Genomic DNA, 12,989 nt, shown 5'->3' with positions numbered 1-12,989 from the left:
CAGCCACCCGTATCCCTCCCCACCGAGTTGCTCCATCACCTCCCGATACCGGACCCGCTCTCGAAGGTTGGCGTACCAGTACCCTCCGTCCAGCTCCCCTTCTTCGATCGCACGGCACGTCACCGTCGACTTCATCGCGATGCTTGGCTTCGCCGACCCGCGCAAATCCCCCAGCTCCCTCTGCAGCGGCTCGCGCAGCGCCTCCACTTGCGCACTGTGCGAGGCGTAGTCCACCCGGATCCGTTTGCCGTAGCGACCCGCTGCGTTCAACTCTCCCAACAGCTGCTCCACCGCCTCCGGCTCCCCGCTCACCACGCTCGTGCGCAAGCTGTTCTCCGCTGCAATGCTCAACTTTTCCCCGTGGCGACCGAGTCTTCGTTCCAACTCCTCCACCCCCAGCTCCACCGCCGCCATCGCACCCTGCTTCGACAGCTGTCCCACCCAACGGCTTCGAATCGCCACCACCTTCGCCGCTTCCTCCAGGCTCAGCGCACCCGAGACGCTCGCCGCTGCAAGTTCCCCCTGGCTGTGACCCACCACCGCCTGCGCCTCCACCCCCAGCCACCGCCATAGTGCCGTCAGCGACACATGCATCGCCCACAGCGCGGGCTGCACAACCTCCACGCGCTCCAGCATCGCCGCGGACGCGGCCTCGGTCTCGAGCGCGGCCTCGGTCTCGGACGCGGACGCGGCCTCGGTCTCGAACGCGGTCTCGGACGCGGCCTCGGTCTCGGACGCGAACGCGGCCTCGGTCTCGGACGCGAACGCGGACGCGGCCTCGGTCTCGGACGCGGCCTCGGTCTCGAACGCGGTCTCGGTCTCGAACGCGGTCTCGGACGCACCCGGCTCCCCACACACCACTGCACGCAGCGACCAGTCCACGTGCGGCGACAGCGCCCGCTCACACGCTTGCATCGCCGTGCGAAACACCTCCGACCCTTCCCACAGCGCCTTGCCCATCGCTTGCCACTGCGACCCTTGCCCCGGGTAGATGAACGCCACCTTCCCCGAAACCTTCGCCTCGCCCTGCACCGCGTCCGCGCTTGGCTCCCCGCGCGCGATTTGCTCCAGCGCGGCGACCGCCTGCTCTCGGTCCCGCGCAAACACCACCGCGCGGTGGCCGAATTGCGCGCGGGTCGTCACCAGCGAATACCCGATATCCAACAACGATATCGTTTTATCCTCCTGCAAATACGCCCGCAGCCGCTCCGCCTGCTCCCGCAGCGCTTCTTCAGTCTTCCCCGACAACACCAGCGGCACGCTCTCCGACACCACCGTGGATTCCGTAACGACCGCCGCCTCCTCCACGGGCGCTTCCTCTAGAATCACGTGCGCATTCGTCCCGCTGATTCCAAACGACGATACCCCCGCGCGCCGTCGCTTATCGACCCGCGCGCTCCACTCCCGCGCCTCCGTCAACAACCGCACCCCACCGCTCGACCAATCCACGTGCGTCGACGCCCGCTCCGCGTGCAACGTCTTCGGCAGCTTCCCGTGCTGCATCGACAGCACCATCTTCATCACACCCGCGACCCCCGCCGCCGCCTGCGTATGACCAAGATTCGACTTGATGCTCCCAAGCCACAGCGGCTCCTCCGCTCTTCGACCCTGCCCGTACGTCGCCAACAGCGCCTGCGCCTCGATCGGATCCCCCAACGTCGTCCCCGTCCCGTGACCTTCCACCACCTCCACATCCCCGGCGCCCAACCCCGCATCGTCCAGCGCCTGCACGATCACACGCTGCTGCGAAGGACCGTTCGGCGCCGTCAGGCCCTGACTTCGTCCGTCTTGGTTCACCGCGCTCCCACGGATCACCGCCAGCACCGGGTGCCCGAGGCGCTTCGCCTCCGACAAGCGCTCCAGCACCAGCATCCCCACGCCCTCACTCCACCCCGCGCCATTGGCGTCTTCCGAGAACGCGCGGCATCGCCCGTCGGGGGAGCTCAGCATCTCGAGATGGCTCAAACTCACCAGCGGCTCGGGTGTCGCAAACACAGTTGCGCCTCCGGCCAACGCCAGCGAGCACTCGCCCTTTTTCAACGCTTGGCAAGCGAGGTGGATCGCCACCAGCGACGAGCTGCACGCCGTGTCGATCGTCAGCGCGGGCCCCTGGAGCCCCAGCGCGTACGCGATGCGTCCGGAGGCCAAGCTCGCGGAGCTGCCGAGGAACGTATAGAGCTCGTCGTGGCCGCCCTTGGGTGCCTCGGACGCTTGCGTGAGCCGCTGATAGTCCGTGCTGCAAATTCCCACGAAGACACCCGCGCGGCTCCCGGCGAGCGCCGTGGGGTCGACGCCCGCGCGCTCGAGGGCCTCCCAGCCGGTCTCGAGGAGCAGCCGGTGTTGCGGATCCATGACCGTCGCCTCACGCGGGCTCAGGCCGAAGAAGGTGGCGTCGAAGCGATCGGCGTCCACGAGAAAGCCGCCATGGACGGTCTCGCGCTCCTCGCTGTCCCCGTCGAGGCCTTTGGGATCGCATCGGCCGGCGGGGAAGGCGGAAATCGCGTCGGCGCCGTGGGTCAGCATCGTCCAAAGGTGCTCGGGATCCCGCACGCCCCCGGGGAATCGGCAGCTCATCGCCACGATCGCCACCGGCTCCTCGCCGGTGCCCTCGGGTTGGCGCGGCAGCATCCGGGCCGGCGGTCGAGGCTCGGACGAGGCCGCGCCGAGGAGCTCTTCGCGCAGGCGGGCCACCAGCGCCGAGGCGGTTGGATAGTCGAAGAGCAAGGTGGCCGGAAGACGCAGTCCCGTCAGCGCACGAAGGCGATTGCGCAGCTCCACGGCCATCAACGAATCGAGGCCGAGCTCTCGGAGCGGGCGCTCGGGATCGATGGCGCCCGCCGTGTAGCCCAGGCACTTCGCCACCTCGGCGTGGACCATCTCCACGATCGCGCGCTGCCGCTCGGCCGCCGAGAGCGCGCGCAGCCGCCGTTCGAACGCGGAGCGCTCCGGAGCCTCCGCGGCGACCGTGCGCCATGCCGGCGCGCCAACGAGATCGCGCAGAACCGCGGGGAGCGCATCGCCCTCCGCCGCGCGCCGTTGCAGCGCCCTCGCGTCGATGGCCGCAGGGACCAGGAAAGGCTCCGGACGCCGGAGCGCGAGGTCGAGGAGCTCCAAGGCGTCGGAGGACGCGAGGCCATCGAATCCGAGGCGCGTCATGCGCGCGACATCCGATTCGGCGAGGTGGGCGGTCATCCCGCTTCGTTCGGTCCAAAAGCCCCACGCCAGCGAGAGCGCGGGCAGACCTCGAGCGCGGCGGTGGTGTGCGAGCGCATCGAGAAAGGCGTTGGCGGCGGCGTAGTGACCCTGGCCCGGGGTGCCCAAGGTGCCGGCGAGCGAAGAGAAGAGCACGAACGCGGATAGGTCGCGCTCTCGGGTGAGCAGGTGAAGGTTCCATGCGGCATCCACCTTGGCCTGCAGCACCTGGCTCACCCGCTCCGGCGTGAGCGCGGAGAGCACCCCATCGTCGAGGATGCCCGCCGCATGGACGACGGCCGTCAAGGGATGTTCGCGCGGAATCGCCCCGAGGACCTGTTCGAGCGAAGCCCGATGCCGGACATCGCACGCGGCCAATGTGACCCGGGCGCCGGCCGACTCCAATTCGCGCTGGAGCGCCTCCGCCCCCGGCGCGGCAGCTCCCCGGCGCGACACGAGAAGAAGATGGCGCACCCCGTGGGACTCGACGAGGTGGCGCGCGAGCCGCGCACCGAGTGTGCCGGTGCCGCCGGTGATGAGCACCGTCCCGGCTGCGTCCAGGGGGCGCGGCGGCGTGAGGACGATTTTGCCAATGTGATGCGCTTGTGCGAGGAACCGGAACGCTTCGGGGGCGCGCCGGAGATCCCAGGCGGCCACGGGCAAAGGCTGGAGGACCCCGCGTTCGAACAGCGACATCAAGGCGGCCAACATCTCGCCGATGCGATCGGGGCCGGCGTCGAGCAGATCGAAGGCGCGGTAGACGACCCCCGCGTGATGCGATGCGATGGCGCCGGCATCGCGAATGTCGATCTTGCCCATCTCGATGAAGCGTCCCCCGCGGGGAAGCAGGCGCAGAGAGGCATCGACGAGCTCGTGCGCGAGTGAGTTCAGAACGACGTCGACGCCGAGGCCGCCCGTGGACCGCAGAACGTCCGCCTCGAAGTCGCTGGAGCGCGAGGTGGCGAGGTGCGCATCGTCGAACCCGAGGGCGCGCAAGGTGTCCCACTTGGCCGGGCTGGCGGTGGTGAAGACGTCGGCGCCGAGATGGCGCGCGAGCTGAATGGCGGCCATGCCCACGCCGCCCGCGCCCGCATGCACGAGCAAGCGCTCGCCCGCCTTCAAATCGGCGAGATCGACCAAGCCGTAATACGCGGTGAGAAATACGATGGGAACGCTCGCGGCCTGCGCGAACGACCACGCGGCGGGCATGCGCGTGATCATGCGTTGGTCGGCCACGGCCAGCGGACCGAACGCCCTCGCGAACATGCCCATCACGCGATCGCCCGGGGCGAGCTCGCGCACACCGGGGCCCGTCTCGACGATCACCCCGGCGCCTTCACCTCCGAGGGGGCCGACGTCGCGCGGGAGCATGCCGAGCGCGTCGAGCACATCGCGAAAGTTGAGGCCCGCGGCCCGAACCGCGATCCGCACCTGCCCCTCGGCCAGCGGCGCCGCGAGGTCGGGGGTATCCACGAATTCGAGCGACTCGAACGTGCCCTTGGCAGGGGTGTGAAGGTGCCAGGTCGAGGACGATGCGGGGATGTCCAACGATGCACGCGCCCGGGCTCGCCCGAGACGCGGCACCCGCACCGCCCCACCCCGAAGCGCGAACTGCGGCTCACGGGACGCGATGGCCGCGGGCAGCGCGCGGAGCGAGACCTCGGTGGCGTCGTGGTCGCCGAGCACCCATTGCGCATCCGGGTGCTCGGATTGTGCGGTGCGAAGGAGCCCCCAGAGGGCGGAATCTTCGATGTGCGCGACGCCTTCGTCTTCGCCTGCCGCCACGGCGTGCTGGGTGAGGACGACCAAGCGGCTCGCAGCCAAGCGCGGGTCCGCGAGCCAGCGTTGCACGTGATCGAGCAGGCCATGCGTCGCCTGGTGAACGGCGGGTGCGAGGTCGGTGTGTTCCGCAAACGGCGTCGGGGCCGGGGAGCGCACGAGCAACACCACGGCGGGTGCGGGGCGTCCTTCGTCCAAGGCGGAGCGCAGCGCGGCGAGATCGCGGTAGCCGTCGAGCCGTATTCCCGCGCGCTGCAGGGCCCCGCGCATCGCGTCGGATGCACCAATGTGCGCCCAATGCTCCCCGGCGATCGCAACCGCGGCGCCGTGCAGGGGCACCCAGTCGACGCGGTACAGGGGTTGACGATGCGCGGAGCGTGTATTCTGCAACATATCCTGCAGTCGTTGCGGGGAGGCCGGGCGCAGGCGCAGCGCATCGATGCGGGCCACCGGCATGCCTGCCCCGTCGGCGAGGGCGAGCGAGAGGGAATCGTCGGCCGGATGGCGTGAGAGACAGACGCGCAAGGTCGATGCTCCGGTCGCGTACAGACGTGCGCCGGACCATGCAAAGGGGAGGGCGGTCGCCACCGCTTCGCCGGGGTCGAGGGCGAGGGGGTGGAGCGCAGCATCGAGGAGAGCCGGGTGAAGTGCGAAATGGCGCGGGTCGAGATCCGCGCCGAGCTCCACCTCCGCGAAGGTCTCGTACCCTCGTCTCCACGCTGCCCGCACATTGCGGAACGAGGCGCCGTAACCGAGTCCGGCCTCCGCCAATCGCTCGTACAGCCCTTCCACGCTCAGCTCCGTGGCCCCGGCGGGCGGCCATTCTGCCATATCCCATGCGGCGCGCGTTTCCGCGTGGCCCAGCATGCCGCTCGCGTGTTGGGTCCAGACTTCGTCGCCTCGTTCCTCTCCCGCCTCTCCCGGGCGCCCTTCGTTTCGCGCGTGCAGCGACCACGGGCGCCTTCCCTCTTTATCCGCTCCTCCTACCGTCACCTGCCATTGCACGCTCCCCTTCGCCGGAAGCTCCATCGGCGCTTGCAATGTCAGCTCCTCCACCCTCGTGAGACCCACCTGCTGCGCCGCTACCCAGGCGAGCTCCAGGTATGCCGCGCCAGGCAGCAGCACCCGCTCGAACACCGTGTGCTCCGATAGCCAGCGCTGCTTCTGCAATGTCAGACGCCCCGTGTACAGGTACCCTGCGCTGTTCGCCAGCGACACCCCCGCGCCCAGCAGCGGGTGCTCCGTTCCATCCATTCCCGCCGCACGCACGTCCGTCGACTTTCTCGCGCTTGCCTCCAGCCAATAGCGTTCGCGTTGGAAGGCGTACGTCGGCAGCGCCACGCGGCGTCCTCCGTTCAGTAGCTTTTCCCATGCCACCCCCAGGCCTTGCGTCCACAGCTCCGAGGCTGCGCGCATCAGCGTCTCCACTCCTCCGTGCTCTTTTCTTAGCGTTCCGGTGGTCGCTGCACTGTGCGACCAGCGTTCGGCCGTTTCCTGCGTCGCTTGCATCAGCACAGGGTGCGCGCTCACCTCGATCAGCCACCCGTATCCCTCCCCACCGAGTTGCTCCATCACCTCGCGATACCGGACCCGCTCCCGTAGGTTGGCGTACCAGTACCCTCCGTCGAGCTCCCCTTCTTCGATTGGGCGGCACGTCACCGTCGACTTCATCGCGATGCTTGGCTTCGCCGACCGGGCTAGGTTCCCCAGCTCCCTCTGCAGCGGCTCGCGCAGCGCCTCCACTTGCGCACTGTGCGAGGCGTAGTCCACCCGGATCCGTTTGCCGTAGCGACCCGCTGCGTTCAGCTCCTCCAACAGCTGCTCCACCACCTCCGGCTCCCCGCTCACCACGCTCGTGCGCAAGCTGTTCTCCGCTGCGATGCTCAGTCGTTCTCCGTGGCGACCCAGCCTGCGTTCCAGCTCCTCCACCCCCAACTCCACCGCCGCCATCGCACCCTGCTTCGACAGCTGTCCCACCCAACGGCTTCGAATCGCCACCACCTTCGCCGCTTCCTCCAGGCTCAGCGCACCCGAGACGCTCGCCGCCGCAAGCTCCCCCTGGCTGTGACCCACCACCGCCTGCGCCTCCACACCCAGCCACCGCCATAGTGCCGTCAGCGACACATGCATCGCCCACAGCGCGGGCTGCACAACCTCCACGCGCTCCAGCATCGCCGCGGACGCAGACGCGGTCTCGGACGCGGCCTCGGTCTCGGACGCGGACGCGGCCTCGGTCTCGGACGCACCCGGCTCCCCACACACCACTGCACGCAGCGACCAGTCCACGTGCGGCGACAGCGCCCGCTCACACGCTTGCATCGCCGTGCGAAACACCTCCGACCCTTCCCACAGCGCCTTGCCCATCGCTTGCCACTGCGACCCTTGCCCCGGGTAGATGAACGCCACCTTCCCCGAAACCTTCGCCTCGCCCTGCACCGCGTCCGCGCTTGGCTCTCCGCGTGCGATTTGACCCAGCGCGGCGATCGCCTGCTCTCGATCCCGCGCAAACACCACCGCGCGGTGGCCGAATTGCGCGCGGGTCGTTACCAGCGAATACCCGATATCCAACAACGATATCGTTTTATCCTCCTGCAAATACGCCCGCAGCCGCTCCGCCTGCTCCCGCAGCGCGCCTTCGCTCTTTCCCGACAACAGAAACGGTATGCACTCCGGCGCCGTGGATTCTGCGGCGGCTACCGCCTCCTTCGCCGGGGCTTCTTCGATGAGAACGTGCGCATTCGTTCCGCTGATTCCAAACGACGATACCCCCGCGCGCCGTGGCTTATCGGGTTGCGCCTTCCACTCCTGCGCCTCCGTCAACAACCGCACCGCACCGCTCGACCAATCCACGTGCGTCGACGCCCGCTCCGCGTGCAACGTCTTCGGCAGCTTCCCGTGCTGCATCGACAGCACCATCTTCATCACCCCAGCAACCCCCGCCGCCGCCTGCGTATGGCCAAGATTCGACTTGATGCTCCCAAGCCACAGCGCCTCCTCCGCTTTTCGCCCCTGCCCATATGTCGCCAACAGCGCTTGCGCCTCGATTGGATCCCCCAACGGCGTCCCCGTCCCGTGACCCTCCACGACCTCCACGTCCTCGGCGCCCAACCCCGCATCTTCGAGAGCCTTCACAATCACACGCTGCTGCGATGGACCATTGGGCGCCGTCAGGCCCTGACTTCGCCCGTCTTGGTTCACTGCGCTCCCACGGATCACCGCCAGCACCGGATGCCCAAGGCGCTTCGCCTCCGACAACCGCTCCAGCACCAGCATCCCCACGCCCTCGCTCCACCCCGCGCCATTGGCGTCTTCCGAGAATGCACGGCATCGCCCATCGGGGGAGAGGCCGCGCTGGCGGCTGAATGCGATGAATGCGCTGGGCGTCGCCATCACCGTGACCCCGCCCGCGAGCGCGAAGGTGCACTCCCCTCGTCGCAACGCCCGGCACGCCAGGTGAATCGCCACCAACGACGAGCTGCACGCCGTGTCGATCGTCACCGCGGGACCTTCGAGGCCTAAGGTGTAGGCAATACGCCCGGATGCAATGCTGCCCGCGCTGCCCGTGCCGACGTGCCCTTCGAAGCCCTCGGGCGCGGGGGACAGGCGCGCGGCGTAGTCGTTGTACATGACCCCGACGAAGACGCCGGTGGGGCTGCCTTGGAGCCGGACCGGATCGAGACCGGCGCGCTCGAACGCCTCCCAGGACGTCTCGAGGAGCAGCCGCTGTTGCGGATCGATGGCCAAGGCTTCGCGTGGGCTAATCCCGAAGAATGCGGGATCGAACTCCGCGGCATCGTGGAGAAAGCCGCCTTGGCGCGTGTAGCTCTTGCCCTCTGCATCGGGATTGACGTCGTAAACTCCATCGATGTCCCAATCGCGATTCTCCGGGAATGTCGATATCGCGTCACGCTCGGCCATCAGGAGCTGCCATAAATCTTCGGGCGTGCGAACACCGCCCGGATAGCGGCAACTCATCGAGACGATGGCGATGGGCTCGCGCTCTTTTTCTTCGAGCTCTTGCAGCCGTTTCCGGGTGTCGCGCAGAGCCGAAGTTGCTCGTGCGAGGTAGTCGCGAAGTCGCTCTTGCTCGTTCATGGTCGCGCCGGCGCTCATCGGCTCGCCTCCATCGCATCGAGCTCTTGGTCGAGAAGCCGAAAGAGCTCGTCGTTGGTCGCTCCGTCGATGTCCGAGCCGTCCGCCGCCGTTTCGACGCGGGCCCACTTCGATAGCAGCCGCCGCAAGCGCGCCGCGACGATGGCACGCGTGCGCTCATCCGAATCCATCCTGGCGAGAGAGCCTTCGAGCTTGTCGATGTCCGTGAGCACGGGCGCGATGGGCGCCGCCTCGGGGGGCGCGATTTCGGTGAGCACCCGCTGGGCGAGCGCCCGCGGCGTCGGATGGTCGAACAGCAAGGTCGCCGGCAAGCGCCTCCCCGTCACCGCCCCCAGCCGATTGCGCAACTCCACCGCCATCAACGAATCCAGACCAAGCTCTTGCAGCGGCCTCGTCTCCTCGATTCCTCCGCTCACCCGACCCAGCACGCGACCCACCTCTTCGCGCACCACCTCCATCACGTACTTTCCCCGCTCCTCTTCCCCCATCCCCCTCACCCGCTCCGCAAATCCCTCCCCTTCTCCTCTCTCGCGCCACTCCGGCATCAACCCACGCAGCAGCGGCTCGATTCGTTCCCCCTCCTTCGCCCGCCTCCTCACCTCCCTGACCTGCAGCTTCGCGGGCACCAACAGCGCCTCCTCTCGCCCGAGCGCCTCTTCGAACAGCTCCAATCCTTCCTCTCGCCCCAGCCCTCCCACTCCCCACCTCTCCATCCGCTCTTCGGCGCCCTCGCTCAACTGCGACCCCATCCCTTTCCCCACCGTCCACCTCCCCCACGCCAGCGATTGCCCCGACAACCCCTGCGATCTTCGGTGGTGCGCCAGCGCATCCAAAAATGCATTCGCCGCCGCGTAGTTGCTTTGTCCTGCTCCTCCAACCAACCCCGACACCGACGAGAACATCACGAACGCTTCCAGCCTCATTCCTCGGGTCAGCTCGTGAAGGTGCCACGCCCCATCCACCTTCCCTCGCATCACCCGCACGAGGCTCTCCTCCGTTTGCTTCTCCACGACCCCGTCTTCCAACACCCCCGCCGTGTGGATCACTCCATCCAGCCCCCACTCTCCCTCGATCTCCTTCAACACCTCTTCCAATTGCGCTCGCTCGCCCACGTCGCACGCTTCCACCCGCACCTCGGCGCCCGCCTTCTCCAACCGCGCCTTCAGCTCCTTCGCCCCCGGCGCACTCTCACCTTGCCGCGACAGCAGAATCACTCGCCCCACACCCCGCTTCACCACGAGCTCCGCGACCTCTCCTCCAAGCCCTCCCGTGCCTCCCGTTATCAAATACGTCCCACTCAGGCGGGCCGGTATGGCGTTGGCCCTCGACATGGCGCGGGCGAACCGCGGAATGTGTAGGGCTCCCGAGCGTGCGGCGATCTGCGGCTCGCCGAATGGGAGCGCGTTCGATAACGCGCGAATGGATGCATCCGTGCCATCGAAGTCGGCCAATGTCATTCGCAATTCGGGGTGCTCCGACTGCACCGAGCGGGCGAGTCCCCAGAGAGGGGCGTTCGGCAAGTCGACCCAGGTTTCGTCCGAGCCCGAGGCCATCGCCCGATGGGTTAGGAGCACGAGGTGGGTATTCGCGAGCGGCTCCTCGGCGATCCACGCTTGGAGAAACGAGAGCGCACGGCGTGCCGTGTCGTGGATCATGGGCAACGGATCCGTGTTCGAGGTCGCGGAAGCCATCCACGGGCAAACCACCCGCTCGGGCATTGTTGCGCCGTCTGCGAGGGCTGCGCAGAGCGATGCCAAATCGGGATATCGATCCAGCCGTCCAACCGTGGCCTCGAGCGCCTCGGTCCAAGGGCCATCGTCGTCCCCCAAAAGGGCCCAGTGTTGTGCGTGCGTCCGGGTGGGTGATCCAATGTCGGATGGCCGGCATGGAATCCAATTCACGACGTACATCGATTCTTGGGAAGAAGAAGAAGCAGAAGAAGGGAGCAGCCAACGGTCGCGCGAAACGGGGCGGGTGAGCAGCGTTTGCACCTGCGCGACCCGCCGGCCCGAGGCGTCTCCCAGGGTCATGGCGATGCCGCCGTCCGGTTTGCGTGAGAGCTGCGCCCGCAGGCGGGAGCTGCTCGCGAGCGGCAAGGTGGCGCCCGTCCACGAGAATGGTAGCGCGGGCTCCCAAGCGTCGACGACGCCCTTGCCGGGCGCGCCCTGACTCCGGCCGTCGTTGTCACGGGGTTCTTCGATGTTCAGCGCGAGTGCGTGCAGTACGCTGTCCAGGAGCGCGGGGTGCAGGTGGTACTGCCCCGCTTCTTCCGCCATCCGCTCCGGTAGCTGCACCTCGACGAAGAGGTCTTCGCCTCGTTTCCATGCCGCGTGCAGGCCTTGGAAGGACGGGCCGTAGACCAACCCTGCGTTGGACAGGCGCTCGTAGAGCTCGTCCAGGGGGATCGCTCTCGCTCCCGCCGGGGGCCATGCGGCGTAATCCCATATTGACTGCTCCTGCGTTGCCGGCGGTGCGGACGGACCCAGTCTGCCGCTCGCGTGCCGAATCCAGCCCACCTCTCCCTCCGCTCCGCTCTCGCGCGCATAGATGCTCAGCGGGCGGCCTCCCTGCTCCTCCAGGCTCCCGATCACCACTTGCATCTGCACCCGCGCCTTCTCCCGTATCCCCAGCGGCGCCTCCAGGACCAGCTCCTCCACGCGTTCCAGCCCGACGCGCTCCCCTGCCGCAAATGCCAGCTCCAGAAATGCCGTCCCCGGTAAGATCACCGTGCCGAACACGTCGTGCTCTCGTAGCCAACTTTGGCTCTCCAGCGACAATGCCCCCGTGAGAACCAGGCCGTCTCCTTCCGCCAGCGCGACTTCCGCTCCGAGGAACGGGTGCTCCGCCGCCGCGAGGCCCACAGAGGCCATATCGCCCGTAGCTGCCTTGGGCGCATCCAGCCAATAGCGTTCGTGTTGAAAGGCATACGTCGGCAATGCCATCCGGCGCGCTCCGAGCGGTTCGAAGAAGGCGCCCCAATCCACCGATTGACCGATGACGTGCAGATTGCACAATACTTCGAGCACCGTCTCCACCTCCGAACGGTCCGCACGAAGCGCCGCCAAGAGCACGCTCTCCTCCGCACCCCGCTCCGTCAGGTTCTCCGCCGCCAGGGCCGAAAGTACGCCCCGCGGGCCCACCTCCACGTAACGCGTGACCCCCTCCGCCTCCAGCGCTTGCACCCCTTCGCCAAATCGAACCGTCTCGCGCACATGGCGAACCCAATAGCCCGCGCTGCGCAGTTCGTCGTCGCTTGCGCGCTTCCCCGTCACATTGGAAATCACCGGTATCTGAGGCCGTGAATAGTCGACTTTCGCCACCTCGCGCCCAAACGCCTCCAAAACTTCATCCATATGCGACGAGTGAAACGCGTGGCTCACCTCCAGCCGCTTCGCCTTGCGTCCCGCTCCTTCGAATTCCGCCATCACCTCCTGCACGGCCGCCTCGTCCCCCGAGATCACCGTCGCGCGCGGCCCATTCACGGCCGCAATCGACACCCCCGCACGGCCCCCCAGCCGCTCCTCCACCTCCGCCTCCGTCGCCTGCAGCGACGCCATCGCTCCCTTCGCGCTCACCCCCTGCATCAAGCGCCCCCGCGCCGCCACCAACCGGCACGCATCCTCCAAGCTCAACACACCCGCCACATGCGCCGCACCCAGCTCCCCCACCGAGTGCCCCATCACGACATCCGCCCGTATCCCCCACGACTCCAGCAGCCGCACCAACGACACTTCCACCGCAAACAGCGCCGCCTGCGCATACTGCGTCTGCTCCAACCGCCTCGCATTCCCCGCCTCGAAGATCACCTCCCGCAGCGACACCCCCAGCGCATCTTCGAAGCACACACAAATCCGATCCAACGACCCCCGATACACCGGAAACGCCGCATACAACTCCCGCCCCAT

Annotated in this window: 2 protein-coding genes (1 of these 2 only partly in view); both read right to left on the bottom strand. The window is 67.9% G+C overall.

Translation table 11 applies throughout. The features are described from left to right. Positions 1–9,084, bottom strand: the 5' portion of a protein-coding gene (locus LZC94_10315; GenBank protein ID WXB17646.1) for an SDR family NAD(P)-dependent oxidoreductase. It extends 3,138 nt beyond the left edge of the window; 9,084 of the gene's 12,222 nt are visible here — the first part of the coding sequence; the start codon lies at positions 9,082–9,084; its stop codon lies off the left edge, out of view. Next, positions 9,081–12,989, bottom strand: a complete 3,909-nt coding sequence (locus LZC94_10310; protein ID WXB20373.1) for a type I polyketide synthase — start codon at positions 12,987–12,989, stop codon at positions 9,081–9,083. The genes LZC94_10315 and LZC94_10310 overlap by 4 nt, the downstream gene beginning before the upstream one ends.

Source organism: Sorangiineae bacterium MSr11954 (genome assembly GCA_037157815.1).
Taxonomy (GTDB): domain Bacteria; phylum Myxococcota_A; class Polyangia; order Polyangiales; family Polyangiaceae; genus Pendulispora; species Pendulispora albinea.
Note: the sequence above shows the minus strand (reverse complement) of the source record. Positions and strands in the feature narration are given on the sequence as shown.